This window comes from Streptomyces antarcticus (assembly GCF_026627255.1).
Classification (GTDB): domain Bacteria; phylum Actinomycetota; class Actinomycetes; order Streptomycetales; family Streptomycetaceae; genus Streptomyces; species Streptomyces antarcticus.
Genome location: NZ_JAPNLM010000034.1, coordinates 50463 through 66202 on the forward strand (window position 1 = coordinate 50463; position 15740 = coordinate 66202).

At 67.3% G+C, this 15740-nt stretch carries 13 protein-coding genes and 1 pseudogene; 11 read left to right on the forward strand and 3 right to left on the reverse strand.

The features are described from left to right. Nucleotide 1: 1 nt before the first annotated feature. Nucleotides 2-1345 carry a YopA family protein gene (locus OTB16_RS34075; protein WP_267726085.1) on the reverse strand — a complete coding sequence of 448 codons (1344 nt, stop codon included), beginning with the start codon at nucleotides 1343-1345 and terminating at the stop codon, nucleotides 2-4. Nucleotides 1346-1390: 45 nt separating this feature from the next. Here OTB16_RS34075 and OTB16_RS34080 point away from each other — a divergent pair, with 45 nt between their 5' ends. From OTB16_RS34080 to OTB16_RS34105, 6 genes are all read left to right on the forward strand, one after another. Beyond that, nucleotides 1391-3244: an ATP-binding protein gene (locus tag OTB16_RS34080; RefSeq protein WP_267726087.1), complete on the forward strand. Its 1854-nt coding sequence runs from the start codon at nucleotides 1391-1393 to the stop codon at nucleotides 3242-3244. 311 nt (nucleotides 3245-3555) lie between these two features. Continuing rightward, nucleotides 3556-4461, forward strand: a complete 906-nt coding sequence (locus OTB16_RS34085; protein WP_267726089.1) for a sugar phosphate isomerase/epimerase family protein — start codon at nucleotides 3556-3558, stop codon at nucleotides 4459-4461. Further along, nucleotides 4344-4865, forward strand: coding sequence for a sulfotransferase (locus OTB16_RS34090; protein WP_267726091.1), 522 nt, complete (start codon nucleotides 4344-4346; stop codon nucleotides 4863-4865). Before OTB16_RS34085 ends, OTB16_RS34090 begins: the two co-directional genes overlap by 118 nt. A gap of 173 nt (nucleotides 4866-5038) precedes the next feature. Next, a complete protein-coding gene (locus OTB16_RS34095; protein WP_267723110.1) occupies nucleotides 5039-5488 on the forward strand; it encodes a DUF6507 family protein in 450 nt (149 codons plus the stop codon). Next, complete coding sequence (locus tag OTB16_RS34100) at nucleotides 5485-8379, forward strand: hypothetical protein (protein ID WP_267726093.1); 2895 nt, start codon at nucleotides 5485-5487, stop codon at nucleotides 8377-8379. The genes OTB16_RS34095 and OTB16_RS34100 overlap by 4 nt, the downstream gene beginning before the upstream one ends. A 59-nt stretch (nucleotides 8380-8438) precedes the next feature. After that, nucleotides 8439-9236 (forward strand): immunity 49 family protein, encoded by a 798-nt coding sequence (locus tag OTB16_RS34105; protein WP_267726095.1) that lies wholly within the window; start codon nucleotides 8439-8441, stop codon nucleotides 9234-9236. A gap of 410 nt (nucleotides 9237-9646) precedes the next feature. Here the strand turns inward: OTB16_RS34105 and OTB16_RS34110 are convergent, their stop codons facing one another. Both OTB16_RS34110 and OTB16_RS34115 read right to left on the reverse strand, forming a co-directional pair. Next, nucleotides 9647-10471, reverse strand: a complete 825-nt coding sequence (locus OTB16_RS34110) for an IS3 family transposase (RefSeq protein WP_420717853.1) — start codon at nucleotides 10469-10471, stop codon at nucleotides 9647-9649. Between the two features lie 103 nt (nucleotides 10472-10574). Beyond that, nucleotides 10575-10847, reverse strand: a pseudogene (locus tag OTB16_RS34115) (transposase); the annotation flags it as partial. Between the two features lie 22 nt (nucleotides 10848-10869). Between OTB16_RS34115 and OTB16_RS34120 the strand changes: the two are divergent. From OTB16_RS34120 to OTB16_RS34140, 5 genes are all read left to right on the forward strand, one after another. Continuing rightward, nucleotides 10870-11919 carry a hypothetical protein gene (locus OTB16_RS34120; protein WP_267726099.1) on the forward strand — a complete coding sequence of 350 codons (1050 nt, stop codon included), beginning with the start codon at nucleotides 10870-10872 and terminating at the stop codon, nucleotides 11917-11919. 18 nt (nucleotides 11920-11937) lie between these two features. Then, nucleotides 11938-12804 (forward strand): immunity 49 family protein, encoded by an 867-nt coding sequence (locus OTB16_RS34125; protein ID WP_267726101.1) that lies wholly within the window; start codon nucleotides 11938-11940, stop codon nucleotides 12802-12804. Between the two features lie 558 nt (nucleotides 12805-13362). Beyond that, nucleotides 13363-13812 carry an immunity 49 family protein gene (locus OTB16_RS34130; RefSeq protein WP_267726103.1) on the forward strand — a complete coding sequence of 150 codons (450 nt, stop codon included), beginning with the start codon at nucleotides 13363-13365 and terminating at the stop codon, nucleotides 13810-13812. 518 nt (nucleotides 13813-14330) lie between these two features. Next, nucleotides 14331-15239, forward strand: a complete 909-nt coding sequence (locus OTB16_RS34135; RefSeq protein WP_420717854.1) for an ISAs1 family transposase — start codon at nucleotides 14331-14333, stop codon at nucleotides 15237-15239. Between the two features lie 362 nt (nucleotides 15240-15601). Next, nucleotides 15602-15740 (forward strand): biotin carboxylase N-terminal domain-containing protein (locus tag OTB16_RS34140; RefSeq protein ID WP_215098084.1); only part of this gene is annotated, 139 nt, incomplete at its 3' end.

A 15740-nucleotide genomic window follows, 5' to 3' on the forward strand; every position in this document is an offset into this window, starting at 1 on the left:
GTCAGGGCCAGGGAGTCTCCTCGACCTCGCCTGCCATGCCGCGGATCTTCGATAGGTTCTGATGCGGTCCGCGATAGCCCAGTGACTCGAGGACCAGCAGGGACAGGTAGTGGCGGGCAAGTACCCACACCTCCGTGACGAGGCCGGGTATCCGGTAGAGCTCCCTCTGGTCCTCCTCCGGGTGGACCATGTAGTTGCGGATCTTCATCACCACGGAGGGCCCGTCCCAGACCTGTCCGGTCCGTCGGCGCATCTCGTCGGCGAAGGCGGCCATCGCGGGCAGATGGTTGCGGTCGATGGAGACTGCGACGTTGATTTCCCCGAGAACCTTCCGCAGCTTCGCGTGGGCAGGCCACAGGCGGGTGTTCTTGTACTCCGCGCGGGTGAGAACACCACGGACGAACAGACGCTGCCACATGGCATGCTCCAGTCCGGCAGCGGCGATCATCACGCGCTGCTCCACGAATCCCTGGTCACGCATGGCCGTGATCGCGTAGCTGATCTGCAGCTTCAGCGGTTCCGCGATCACGGGATCGGCCATCACCGGGACGAGCCCGTCAAGGAACCTGCCGAGGGCTTCGATGTCCCACGAGTCCCACCAGCCGGAGGAGTGCCTCCGCGCCGGATCGCAGTGCAGGGCACCCCAGGACTCCCAGACGGCCTGCCCGTCAGCTCCGAGGCCGACAGGGAGGAGCGGAGCGGTCCAGCGGCCAAGCGAGAACGACATGCCGAGGTGCAGGGCTGTGAGAAGGTGCGTGGCCTCACTGGCGGTGAATCGCCGTCCGTCCGCACGGCTGATCTCCATCACATGCGTCATCGCGTAGAGCCGGGTCTTGAGGAGTCCTTCCCAGACAGCGCGGTGGTCAGGGCGTACGTCCAGCACGATCTTCCAGCCGTCGACCTCGTGGGACCAGCGGCCCCCGGACCAGTACCGATCCGCACCCTCGATCCGGTCGGTCAGGTGATGCTGCCCGGTGAACCGGGGGAGGTTGAACCAGTGGACCGCGATCCGTGCCAGAGGGGCCTTGCTGTCTCCCAGGACGGCTCCGTTGATCCAGCCTTCGTCGAAATCGCGGACCCAGGCTTCCACCTCTGCCTCACCGTACGGCCGAGGAAGCCGCAGGACGGCTGTGTCCTGCGCGTACGGATGCGAGTTCGGCTCGGGGGTGACGCTCCAGTCGAGGCTGAGAACCGGTGAACACGCAAGGCTCACCTCACCGGGCACCTCTGTATCCCGCACACCGCTGACCTGCCCGCGGTGCAGACCGACCGGCTCGCCGACGTCGTTGAAGGGGTGGAACGGCTGGATGGGCGACAGAGCGGCGTCCCAAGGCGAATCGGACATGACTCTCTCCTGCCTTCGGGGTCTTCCGGCCCCCGGGAGACGCACATGACCGTGACGGAACAGTTCCAGCGCAACGCGGACGAACCTACCGACCCCGCTCGGCCGAACCCCGCCGACCAGCCCCCGCCCCTGGCCGATCTGGTACGGACCCGTCTGGGCGAGGCAGCACTCCCCGAGTCCGTGAAGGCGCTGCTGAAGGAGGCGCTGGGCGAGAACGAGACCCGTGGAACCTCCCCGGCCGGCCGCATCTACCTCGGTTCCCTCGCCGTCAACGGCTTCCGCGGCATCGGCCCTCGTGCCCGGCTGAGCCTCAGCCCCCGCCCGGGCGTCAACCTCGTCGTGGGCCGCAATGGCTCCGGCAAGTCCAGCCTCGCCGACGCCATCGAGGTCGGCTTCACCGGCACCCGGGCCCACCGGCCGGGCCAGGACGCCACGCGCGGCGGCCACTGGTACAACCTCCACAACGCCGACAGCCCCAAGATCGAGCTCAAGCTCGCGATCGAGGGCGACACCGGCAACAGCACCCTCACCCGCACCTGGACGAGCCAGGAGTTCGGCAGCTCCGAAGCGACCTTCAAGCGCCCGGGTCACGGGACCGTCCCCGTGGCCGAGGCCGGCTGGGACACGGCCCTCGCCGACCACCGGCCGTTCCTCTCGTACACCGACCTCGACCTCATGCTCACCGGCAAGCCGTCCGAGCGGTACGACGCGATCGCCACCATCCTCGGCATGGAGCTGCTCTCCACCGCGACCAACCGGCTGAGCGTGCGGGAGAAGGCCCTCGCTGCCGTCGCGAAGGAGACGAGGGAAGCCCTGCCCGGCCTGAAGGAAGCCCTCTACGCGCTGGAGGACGACGACCGTGCCGTACAGGCCCTGCTCGCCGTGGACACCCCGGGCGACCTGGACCTCGACTCCATCGACGCGCTCGTCGCCGGTCTCCCCCCGGCCGACGACAGCCGGCTCGCCGAGCTCCAGATCGAGGCCGGGGCACACGGGCCCGACCTGGCGGAGGTCGGGGAGGCCGTTCAGCGGCTGCGGAACGCCCTCGCCGATGTGGAGGGCCTGCACGGCACCGACGCCGAGAACGCCCGGCTGCGCGCCGATCTGCTGGAGAAGGCCCTCGCCCACGCCGACCGGCACCCCGACGACGACGTCTGCCCGACGTGCGGAGCGGAACGGGCCCTCGGACGGGAGTGGTACGACCGCGCCTCCCGACAGGTGGCGGAGCTGCGCCACGAGGCGAAGACCGCCGAGGATGCGCACGCAGCCGTCCGGACCGGCAAGCGGAACCTCCACAACCGCATCGAGAACCCCAAGCGGATCCCCGTTGCACTGGCCGACCCGTGGAAGGTGTGGACCGACTGCCGGCAGATCACCGACCCCGTCGAGCTCGCCCGGAGCGCCGAAGAGGCCGCCACGGTCCTCGTCGACGCCTGCGACACCGTCAGGACGCACGCGGCCCGCGAGCTGGAGGAGCGTGACGAGCGGTGGCGGGCGCTCGTCACCCGGCTTGCCGCCTGGGCGGACAAGGCGCGCGAGGTCGAACGGGACAAGTCGCTGCGGACCGACCTTGGCAAGGCGGTGAGATGGCTCAAGAGCCTCTCCACCGAGCTGCGGGAGCAGCGTATGGAGCGCTTCACCGACGCTACGCAGGGCATCTGGGAGCGCCTGCGGCAGGAGAGCAACGTCGACCTCACGGCCGTGAGCTTGAACGGCAGTGAGAAGGCGACCGTCCGCAAGCTCGTCATGGCGGCCTCCGTCGACGGCCAGGACGCCCCGGCGCTCGACGTCATGAGCCAGGGGGAGCTGCACTCCCTGGGGCTTGTCGGAAACGTTGCCGGAAACCCCAGAGGGATCGCGCGGGCTGCTTCGACAAACATGCTGGTCAGATTGACGTGAGTACACCCAGGTGGAGATGTCCTCGCGGACACTTTCCCGGACACACGCTTGGGAGCCGTCTGACCGCTGACAGCCTAGCGGATCGTGCTGGGAGTGGTCGCACGGATTGTCGTGGGAGCGGGCTTGAAGCGAAGCCATGGGCATGACCTGGGGTTTCTGAGGGTCTGGGGTGGTGGGTGGCGCGGCCGGGGGCGCTGCAGGGCTGTGGGCAGGCTCCTGGAGCGTCCGTTCTGTTCCGCTTGCCCCGGAGGGGTTGTAAATGGAGCGACGGCCGCGCCCTGGGGTGGGCGCGGCCGTCGTGGGGTCGAGGGGTGTCAGGCGATGCGGAGGGCTTGTTGGGCGTTGCGGCTGCCGGGTTCGCGCCGCCCACCTTCAAGGTCGCGCTGCCGGAATCGGAGGATGACCTACGGGCGGCAGGCGATCTTTTGGTGGACAGCTGCCGTCGGGCAGCGCTGCTGGGCGCCCCGCACGTTCGGATCTTCAGTTTCTATCGGGACGGAGAACCGGATCCCGAGCGAGCAGCCCGAATCGCCCGCCAGATTTTGGACGGGATTCGACTGCCGGTGCCACTTGTCGTGGAGACCGGCACCAGGACCAACACGCCAACCATGCGTCACCTCGTCACGTTCCTCGACGCGCTCGGCCGGGACGACGTGGGCATGCTGTGGGACCCGGGTAACAGCGTCTTCAGCGGCTGGGACCCCAAGCCCTTCCCGGCTGACTACGAACTCGGCAGGGACAGGATCCGCCATGTGCACGTGAAGGACCCCGACTCCACCAGGGGATACGTCCGGCTGGGCGACGGAGACCTGGACTGGCCCGCGATCCTGAGGCGGCTGGCCGAGGACGGCTACGCACGCTTCGTCAGTCTCGAGACTCACTGGCGTCACGGTCGGCAGCTTACCGCCGCCGAGCGCGACGAACCGTGGGGCGAGGCATTCTCCCGGGACGGCTACGCCGCCAGCGTCGAGTGCATGCAGCGCCTGCGCGGATGGGTGGACGAGATACTCCCAGAAGGTACGCGCTCATGGGTATGTCCGAGGTTCCACCGCTCGTCCTGCTCGGCGCCCAGCGCTCCGGTACTACCGCCCTGGCATCGGTGCTCGACTCCGCGTTCGACGCCGTCGACGGAGTCTTCACCATCAACGGAAAGCTTCCCTATCTGCTGCACCGGTGGTGCACAGAGGAAGATGTCCGGGCTCGACATCTACGGGTAGACGAAATACTCCATGCGCTGTCCCGCAAACCTCCGTACGGCCTGCGGAGCGTGGAGTGGCTGGCGACCACCGAACGGGTGCTACGAGCCGCCGCCCAGCAGGTCGCCGTCGGCGAGCTGACCGACGCGGTCGCGCTGCGCCGGGAGCTGATCCGGAGAACCTACTCCGGTGCCGCCCGTTTCGGTGAGAAGTACAACGAGTACCTCTTGGAACTCGACCAGCTCGAGCAGACCTTGCCAGAGGCACATTGGGCGTTGCTGGTGCGGCACCCGGCAGCGGCCGCTGCCTCCATGCTGCGCTGGTCCGGTGACCGTCCTTGGAGGCCGACGACCTGGGAGGCCGCGGCCACCCAGCTGCCGCCCCCTCCCCGAAACCGGACTGCGAAGGACCGTACGACCTCATGACCAAGGACGTCATCGCCCTCACCCCGCGGATGCCCGATCCGTGGGTGGTGCTCGCCGGCCTCCTCTCCGGGGGCCCCGACAAACTGGCGCGGTCGACAACATCGGCTGAGCAGGATCGTTTCAGCAAGACGGTAGGGCAGTGGGGCAGTCGGGTACACGGGGGTGGGTCGTCCATGACGTCATGGGACATCAAGCCGCAGGGCGTGCAGGGTCATCTGAAGACCGTCGGCGGGAATGCCGGCGAGCTCGAGACGGCTTTGAACGCGCTGCTCACAGCCATGTCGGAGGCGGCTCAGGCTGCGGGGACGGCGGTTCCGGGCTCGCAGTCGGGGATGACTCCGCAGGGCCCGCTGGCTCCGGGTGCGGCTCCGTCTCCCGGAGCGGCTTTCCTGGCGCCTCAGAAGGCGATGGGCCCGGTCGCGGCTGCGCTGGGCGAGTACCTGACCGCCCGCAAGCCGGAGTTCAAGTCGATGGCGGAGCGGATCGAGGCGTGCATCCGCGGTGCGGTTCTGGCGACGAACGAGTACCTGCAGGGCGATCTGGACCAGGCCAAGGAGGCGCAGGACGCGGCGCGGTCTGTGAATCTGGACCTGCTGCGTGAGAAGACGGGGGCCAAGCAGTGAGCGGGAACGCGCCGGTCGATCCGGCCGAGATACCGGTCTTCACGGGCGATCTGGCGACGCTGGACGAGAAGGTGAAGCTGATCTCGTCGGGCGGCGCCACCGTCTCGACGAAGGCCTCCGACGTCCACACGAGCTTCGGTGGTCTGCAGGCGTTCTACCAGGCGCCGGAGGCGGACCAGCTGTTCGCGACGACGAAGCCGGTCCAGGACCTGGGTCTCAAGCTCAGCTCCGACATGTGCACGATCGCCAGCGCCCTGGGCACCTACTCGCGTGACGCTGCCCCGATCGTCAAGAAGCTGGAGAACCTGAAGGCGGAAGCGCAGGCGTTCCGCACGAAGACGGACAAGGACGAGAAGTGGCGTGAGGACGGCGATCTGATCGACGAGAACCTCGAACGCCGCAACAAGATCGCCGAGGTGTGGGAGCAGTTCCACGAGGTGGAACGGGCCGCTCACGCGAAGATCGTCGCACTGGTCAACGGCAAGCCCCTGCGGGTCAACGACGGCTCCAACGCCCCGGACATGTACGGGTATGACGCGCAGGCGCTCAAGCAGGCGAAGTCCCTGCCGTGGGGTGACGCGGTGGAGGAGTCGATCCCCGGCTGGCAGATCTGGGAACACGCCTGGGAGTTCGGCAAGGGCTTCGTCGTCGACGGCGTGTGGGCAACCCTCAAGGGCCTGGGCGGCCTGGTCGGCCTCCAGGGCTGGGACGTGTTCAAGCAGTCCTGGACCGGCCTGGCCAAGCTGGGCACCGGCCTGGGGATCGCCATGATCCCGGGTGTGGGACCGCTCTTCATGGCGGCCCCCGACGACAAGCTGCCCTCCTGGCTGCGTGACTCGCGCACCGCGATGAAGGAGACGGGCAAGGCGCTCCTGGCGTGGGACCAGTGGGGTTCGAACCCGGGGCGTGCGGCGGGTGCCGTCACCTTCAACGTGGTGACCACGGTGTTCACCGGTGGCGCGGGCGGCGCGGCGTCCGGGGCGGGCAAGGCCGGCGCGGTCGCCAAGACCCTGTCGTTCGCGGGCAAGGCCGGCCGGGCGATCGACCCGATGACGTACATCTTCAAGGGCGCGGGCGCCGGCTTCTCGAAGATCGGCGATGTCATGGCCGGTCTGAAGGGCATGGGCAGGTTCGAGGCCCCGAGCATCAACCTGGACGGAGCGATCGCCCTCCCCGACGGCGCCATCATGCTCCCCGACGGCGCAATCCACCTCCCGTCGGGCTCGGCCGTCCCCGACGGCGCGATCAAGCTCACCGACGGCACCATCAAACTCCCCGCGGGCACCACGACCTTCCCGCCCGGCACGGTCAAACTGCCGGACGGCACCTCGCGGTTCATGGACATCGAGGGCAACATCTACAAGGCCGACGGCTCACTCGCGCAGACCGGAAAGGCCGCCAAACACGAACCCTCGCCGGACACAGGCGCGGACGCGGACGTGCCCCGGGCCGACGCCCCGAAGGTCGACTCCCCCGCCACGGCCAAGGTCCCCGAACTCGAACTGGCCGGCGTCGGCGCCCGCAGCGCCGACAACAGCATCCACCTCGGCTCGAACATCTCCGACCCCGTCCACACACTGGACAACGGCGCCCACGGCGCCGACCACACCCCGACGGGCCGCGCCGGCGACCACACCACCCCCGGCGGCCACGCCCCGGACAACATGCCCCGGGGCGACCTGAACAACCCCGGCGGCGCCCCGCGCCCGGACACCCCGGGCGGAGGCGGCGCCCGCCCGGACGTCCCGGGCACGGGCGGCACGCACCCAGACGGCCCCGGCGCGACGACGGGCCGGACCGATGGTCCTTCTGGTTCAGGTCACGGCGATGGACCCTCCGCAGGGGGGCATGACCCTTCGGCCGGTCCGCACCCGGCGGCCCCGGGGTCGGACGCTCTCGACAATGCCGCACGTGCAGATCGCGCGGCTGCGGACGCCGCACGTGTCGATGAGGCCATGCAACGAGCTGTGAGGCACCCCGAATTCATGCTGGACGGCCCGAACCCATACGGCCCGCGCGGCCGGCTCGAACTGGAGCAGATCGAAGAAATTCAGGTCTACCGAGCCAATCAGGAGCCCGGGTACTTCGATCAGTACTACCAGAATCAGGGCCACCGCAGGCGCCTGTCAGTGAAGGACGAGAGCGGGTTCACCCCGCCGCAGCTCACCCGGATTTCGAAAGACCAGCCCTGGATCCAGGCCAAGGATGCTCCGCAGGCGCCCGAGCCGTGGTACCTCGACCCGGACTACATTCCGGTGGGGCGCAACACCGTCTCTGATTCGGCCCGGCTGAATGTACTTGACGCAGCCGCAAAGAAGCGTCATTTTGCCGTAACTTGGGACAATGTCGTTGAAAAGTGGAAGAGCCTGACGGGTGACGCCCATTCCCGTCACGGCACCCACGAAACGGCGGCGGAGTGGGGAGAGGCGCGAGGCGCGTACAAAGAATCCCACTCGAACATGATCGACAAGACCGAGAAATTCGGCGAAACAGCAGCCGAGCACCACTACATTGCCGAGAACCACAAGGGCTTCGACAAGGAAACACTCCTCGGCCCGAAGAACGGAAACGACCAGTTCGACCAGGTGTGGACCCACGAGGACGGTCGGGTCGTCGTCATCGAGGCCAAGAGCAGCGTCGATGCTGATCTTGGTAAGCGCGACCTCCCACCCCCCAAGCGCAGGTCAGTTTCACAGGGCAGTAGAGAATACTTCTTCGACATCCTCAAGGTCATGCAGAAGCGGGGAGAAACGGACTTGGTGGAGGCCATAGAAAGGGCCATTGAAGCCAACAAACTCGACTACGTAGTCGTCAAGGGAGAGAAGAACGCAGGTCGGTACACTGGCCTTCAGTACCGGCGATTCGACATCAGCAAGGGGACTCTTCCGTGACTGTGACCGTTGCCAGCCACCTAGTGGGCGGGCCAGAAGCGGCTGAATTTGCGGCGCGGTTGAGCGCCGGTGTCGCTCGCCGCATCGACCGCCTCGAGGAATCGGCGGACGCGATCGACTTCGCGTTCAGCACCGCTGTCCTCGCCCTCCAGGCCCACTGCGTGGCCGAACCGGAAGCCGACACCCTGGAGTCGTGGCAAGCCACCGTCAACGCGATGCAGTTGGGCTCGGCGCTGTTCGCCGCGACAGGCACGAGCGAGGGCACCGTGGAGTGCTTCATCGACGGAAGGATGCGCACGATCAAGGCGATCGGCCCCCAGCCGTACGCCGATGCGGGCAACTGGCTCCTCGCTTTCTGGCTGGCCGTCATCTGCCGTGAGCAGCGCCGGATGACCGAGCTGTGCGAGATCCCGCTGGAACGGCTGCGTTCGCCGGAAGACGAGTACGAGGAGCTCTTCTACCACTGGGTGGACGTCCAGCAGACGTACTGGCTCCGGCGGCCGGGCCTGGTGGACAAGCTCATCGCCGCGATCGAGGCGTCGAACCCCGAGGTCGCACGCAGCCTTCCGCAGGATCTGCTCCAGGGGCTGCTCTATCCGCCGATCAACCTCTTCTACAACTTCGTACGCAAGAACGAGGAGGGCTTCGGCCCGGCCCTGGCGGAGGCACTGAACCTCCACAAGGGGTACTGGACGCTGACTGAGGAGCGCACCGAGGACATCGACGGCGCGGTCGCCCTGGGCCCACTGGCCATGGCGTGCCTCGCCTACGACGGGAAGCTGCCGATCGGCGTCGAATCGCCCTTCATCCCGAAGTACCTCCTCGAACGCGGCTGGCTCGGCGAGTTCCCGACGTAATCGCTGTGAGCGTGCCTTGCCAGGGCTATCCGGCTGCTTGCTTGGCGACAGTCGTTCCTGTCATGGAGAAATCCCTGGCGGATTCCCTCCAGACTGTCAAGGCCTCGCCCGGCGCCAGAAGCGCTAACTGACGACGTCCGTGAACGTGGCGTGCGTCTGCTGTATCGAGGATCCGGATGCGGGCATGGTGGAGACTTGGGGGGCCTGACTGCCGGCGATGCAGGTGCACTCGGCGGTCTTCGCGGCCACCTCCACCGCCCAGCAGACAGCGGCCTGCGGGATCCGTCACGAGGAATGACGGCTCGCCGCCACCGGTCCACTGTTCAACCTCAATGCGGGGGCCGGGATCAACGCCTTCTGCTGGTGTTGATCCGCCAGGTGTCAATCCCCTCGAAGCGTAGAGACCTTCCTTATGCGGCTTGGTCCTTCTGATGGTGCTTGGCACGTGCTTCGCTGATGGGTCGTTCGAACTCGATGGGTGGCAGTCCGGCGGCCCCGCTGTGGCGGCGGCGCGGGTTGTAGAAGTCCGTGATCCAGGTGGCGATCTTCAGCCGGGCCTCGGTTCGGGTGGCGAAGTGGTGCCGGTGGATGTACTCGACCTTGATCAGTGAGTTGAGCGACTCCGCGGCGGCGTTGTCCAGAGCTGATCCCACCCGCCCCATGGACTGCACCACGCCGAGCCTGTCGCACAGGCTGTTGTACGCCTCACTCGTGTACTCGCTTCCCTGGGCGGAGTGGAAGATCACGCCGTCGACCTGGCCGCCGCGGGTGGCGGCCGCCATCTTCAGGGAGGCCCCGACCAGGGCGGCGTCGTGGTGGGCGCCCATCGCGTAGCCCAGCAGGCGGCGCGAGAACTGGTCCAGGACGGTGGCCAGGTACAGCTTGCCCTCAGCGGTCTCGATCTCAGTCATATCGCCGACCCACAACACGTCCGGCGCGACCGCGTCGAACTTGCGATGCACCAGGTCAGGTGACGCGCGACGCTTGCCCTGCCGGGTCAGCGAACGGCGCCTGCGCGGGGGTTTACGGCCCTGCAGGCCCAGGTCGGCCATGATCTCGGCAACCGTGTTCACCGAGACCTGCCAGCCCTCGGCCCACAGGTCCAGGGTGATCCTCGGCGAGCCGTAGGTGTCACCCCACTCGCGGAAGAAGTGCAGGATCCGCTCCTCCAACCGCCCCTCCTGACCTCGCGCTTCGTCGGCTCGGCCGGACGGCGGCGCCACTTGTAGAACCACGCCTCGGACACGCCCAGCGCGCGGCAGGAGACGGTATGCGGGATGCCGTGCACGGTCCTCTGGTCGCTGATCATCCCGACGAGCAACGCCGGTTCCGCCGCGGCTACTTCACCCACAGGACCATGCAGCGTTTGAGGACATCGCGCTCCATCGCCAGCTCCTTGGTCTCCTTCTTCAGCAGCACGTTCTCCTGGCGCAGCCGGGCCAGCTCCTCGCGCTCGGGCAGGCTCAGCGTTCCGTCCCCGCCGGCCCGCCTCGCCCGCGACACCCAGCTCGCGAGCGTCGTGTCGTTGATCCCCAGCTCCTTCGCGACCTGCGCGAGAGGCCGACCCGTCTCAGCCACGATCCGCACAGCCCCCTCACGGAACTCCGCATCGAACTTCCGTCGCTACTCCGCCATGACTCTCAACTTCCCCTGCAGTCACGGGCTCCACGCTACGAGGGGAAGGTCAGAGGTCCCGTCCACGGGCGGCCTGGACAATCTCGGCCACGGCACGGACGACGCCGCCGCCCGAGGCGGTAACGCAGATGACGCCACCAGCAACGGCACGCACAACGGTGAAGAGCAACTGACGACGGAACGGCGCGAAGAACTCCAGGACGAGCACGTCCGGTTGGCGAACGAGGACCTGGCATGGTTCCAACGGCACTACCGGGACGACGGTCACCGCTGGTCCAAGTCGGCCAAGCTTGATGGTGTCGAACTGCCCATCCTGACCAAGGACGCCGATGGCAAATGGATCTCCAGCTACGACATGCCCCACGGGCCATCTGAGTTCCGATACAACCCCAAGCCCATGGGCACCAACTCGGTCCCTCCCGCACATGAGACGGCCCTCAACTCCGCGGCGGCCAACCGGCGGGTGTCGGTGGACCTCACCAACGCAGCTGAGGCCTTCAAGAAGGACCCCTCCACCGCAAACCAGGACGCCCTCACAACAGCCCAGAAGGCTTACGACAGGCAGCTCCCGGGAGTTCCGAACAACAGCAAGATTTCCGATGCGCTGGGTGAGAAGGCCGCAGAGCTACACGTGATCCCGCGTGAGTTCAAGAACGCCGTTCCCATCACGCTGCCGAAGACACCTAACGGTGCCAACATGTTCGACGCTGCGTACCGACTCGAAGAGGGCGAAGTCCTGATAGTGGAGGCCAAGGCACCGAAGGGCGAACTCGACTGGCGGCATGGGCGTGCCGACCCGGAACACCCCACCAATCCCACCATTGGCGATAACGGCTGGGCCCAGGGCCTGAGGGTCCAGCAAGGGACACGGCCGCACATTCGCACCATCCTGGCCGAGATGACTCGGCGCGGCGGAGATGAAGCCACGCTCGCCACAGAGCTCCGTACAGCTCTGAAGGAAGGGAAACTGAAGTACGTCTTGGTGAAGGCGAACGCACCTTCCGGCTCCACATGCGCTGGTGCCAAACTTGAGTACTTTAAGGTTTAGCGAGAGGAGGGAGGGCACGTGGCTACGCGCATCCCCCGCCACGAGTTCCGTACGGACAACGCGGCCGCCGCCATGGCGCCGGTCAGCGAGAGCGCCGCAGAAGCGCTGGCAGGGCTCGAGACGTCGGAGGACGACCGGTACGACGCCCTGACGCTCACGCTGGCCGCGGCCAAGTGGCACTGTCTCGCCGACCCCATCGCGGACCGGTTCACGACATGGGAAGCCTGGATCCTCGCCATGCAGGCGGGAACGGCACTGCTCGCCGCAGGCCAGGCCACCGAGGGCACCGTCACCTGCCGGATCGGGGTCAACGGTGAGGAGCGGGAGCTGCCGGCCACCGGGCCGCAGGAGTACCTGCATGCCGGGAACTGGCTCACCGCCTTCTACTTGACCGCGATCTGCCGTGAGAACGAACGGGTGAACCAGCTGGCTCAGGTCCCCCTCTCATTTCTCCGGGAGTCCGGTGCGGAGTTCGACGACTACCTCTACTCATGGGTGGAAACCCTCCAGAACCGGTGGTTCGGTCGGCAGGAGACGTGGGACACCTTGGTCCGCGCTGTCGACGGTACGGACCCTGCGAACGTGCGGATCGCAGAGAAGGAGCTGATGCTGAAGATCCTCTATCCGCCGCTCAATCTCTTTCACCGCTATCTGAGCCAGGAGAGCGAGCTGTTCAACGAGGCTTTGGCCGAGGCTCTCACGTGGCACAAGGAGTACTGGACCACGAGCGAGGCCCGCGCGAGGAGCGCTGAGGGCCTGGTCGCCCTAGGGCCGCTCGCCATCGCCTGCATGGCCCATGATGCCGGCATGCCGATCGAAGTCGAGTCCGAGTATCTACCCAAGGAACTGCTGGAATTCGGCTGGGCCGGCGAAGTGGACGCCTGACCACCAACGCCGAGACTCGCCGTCCCAGGGCACTGGTGCCCTGGGACGGCGACGATTGAACCCGTCGCACTTGACGGGTTCGATCGTCGTCAGGTGCTGAGCACGGTGTTCACCGACGATGGGGCGGCGATGTCGCGACGGTGGGCACGGCGGACCGCCGTGGCCAAGGCCCAGCGGCTGCCGACAAGCCGACCCGTGACGCCCACAGCGACGCCACGAGAGATTTGAAGCGCGCCCCCGCACAACATCGGGGAGATCGAGTGACCGTTTTGAGCATCACGGTGCCGCAGGTCCTGATGACGAGAGGTGTTGGCAGTAGATGTCAGCTGACGCGATCGAGGAGATCGAGTCCCTCGAGCGTTCTTCTCCATCCATCGACGGGCCGTGGTAATGGCTAGCATTGTTCCCCGACACGCCATCTCACGACAGGACCTTCACGACCGTGAACCCTCACTGTCGGAACACACGAAGCAGCTGCTCGATAGGATCGACAGGGCACCCTTCGCCCTCGAGAGCGCGATGTCAACGGCTCTGGTCAGCGCGTACGAACGGGCTGCGGTGGACACCACCGCGGCATGGCTGGAGTCATGGGAGTCCTGGGTTGCCACCATGCAGTGCGGGGCAGCCGTATTCGCCGCCGCCACGACAACCGAACCCATAGTGCAGTGCCTCATCCATCATGAGATGCGTACGATTCCGGCGTTTGCGAATCCCGAATCCTTTGTGGATGCCGGTCACTGGACCACTACGTTCCACCTGGCGATCATCTGCCGCAATGTCGAGCGGATCACGGCACTTTGTAACATTCCATCGGAGAAGCTGCGCGAGTCCGGAGCGGTCTACGACGAATTCAACTACGCGTGGACCGACGCACTCAAGTCCTTCTGGCTGGGCCGACCGGACTTCGCGGAACGGCTGGCCCCGATTCGTCACCGGGCTTCGGTCACTGACCGGTCCGACGGTTCGCCCGTAATGTCCCCGGGTCGTTCGGGGTGGGCCGTCGCGTGACGCCGCGGGTGCGCCGGGTTCCACGGGCCCGGGGTGCTGCCTGTCGCCCTCCTTCCTGGTCTCGTCGAGGTTGAGGCCGGCCGTCAAGTGACGGGCGGGACTGCCTTCAGCCGCTGCCAGCAGGTGGTGAACCAGGGCTGATTCAAAGTCTTGGCGATCATGTGGAAGTGCTGGTCACAACGGGGTGACGATCCGTCGAGACATCGCTACGAACGCAACGAAGCTCCGGTTGACGGGGTGACCTCTCAAGTCGCCCTGTACACCCGGAGCTTCGATGTGCCGTCAGTCTGCCACTGTCTGCCTGATCAAGTCGCCCATGCGTCAACACCGTGAGGTCCCGCAGTTGGACGGCCGGCTGCGGACACTGCCCGACCCGCGCAAGCGCCGGGGACGCCATCACCCGCTGGTGTCGGTGTTGCTGACCGCCGCCTGCGCGGTCCTGGCCCGGAGCCCGCTCCTACTTCGCGATCGGCCAGTGGGCCCGCAACGCACCCCAGGACACCCTCGCCCGGCTCGGCATCCGCGGAGCCGGCACGCTCGCTGTCCGCCGTGCGCCCAGCACCTCGACCATCCGGCGAGTCCTGCTCGCCGTGTGTCCCGGGGGACTTGCCGACCTGCTCGGCGCCGACCCGTCCACCGCCGAAAGCCTGGCCGTGGACGGCAAGACCGCCCGCGGCTCACCCATCGGCACCGGCCCGGCCGCGCACCTGCTCGCCGCTGTCTCCGGCGGCGGGCAGACCGTCAGCCAACTGCGAGTACCGGACAAGACGAACGAGATCACCGCGTTCACGCGACTGCTGGCGCCCTTCGATCTGACCGGCGTCGTGGTTACCGCCGATGCCCTGCACACCCCGCGGGGGCATGCCCGCTTCCTGGCCGAGCAGAAGGAGGCGCACTATCTGCTGGTGGTCAAGGCCAACCAGCCGACGCTGTTCGCGCAACTACGGGCACTGCCGGGGAAGGAGGTGACCGCCCGCCGCTATGACCGAGAGGCCGGCCACGGCCGTAAGGAGACCCGGGCCACCAGGTGTTTGACCGTCACCGGCCTGGGGCTGGACTTCCCGCACGCCGTGCAGGCCGCCCGCATCCTGCGGCACCGCACCGACCAGAAGACCGGGAAGGTGACCCGGCAGACCGTCTACGCGCTTACCGACCTCACCGCGCGTGAGGCGTCACCGCTTCGGATCGGGCGCCTCGCTCGGTCGCAATGGGTGATCGAGAACCGGCTGCACTTCGTACGCGACACCACTTTCGCCGAGCACGCCTCGAAGATCCACACTGGCCACGGCCCGGCGAACATGGCCACGCTGCGGAACCTGGCGATCAACACCCTCCGCGCGGCCGGACACCGCAACATCGCCGCCGACCTCCGCGAGGTCTCCTACCACCCCTTCACCCGCCCACTCGATCTCCTGGACGTGACCTGACCTGCACCACCACATGATCACCAGGACTTTGAATCAGCCCTGGCGGCGACGGCGAGGCCCGCATTCCCGCCGCCGCGCGGGGCGCCGTATGCGCGACGGGCCGGGCGAATTCCCGCTCCGGCCCCACCCGGGGCTCGGGACGGGAAATGCAGATTCCGGTGGTGTTTCTCCGGGGAGCTGTGGCGAGGAAAGGGAAAGGTCAGGGCAGCGTCAGGGGAAGGCAAGAAGCGGAATCGAGGTGGCCGGTTCCGGTCCGGGAGGGCGGGAAATTCACCAAAGTCTGAACGGCGTTGAGTTGATCTCTGGCGGTGGCTGCGGGGAAACTGGGTCGATCTCTCGGTCGTCAGCAGAAACGAGCCATCGTGCGCAAGGTACTCATCGCCAACCGTGGCGAAATCGCTGTCCGCGTTGCCCGGGCCTGCCGGGACGCCGGGATCGCGAGCGTAGCCGTCTACGCCGATCCGGACCGGGACGCCCTGCACGTCCGCGCGGCCGACGAAG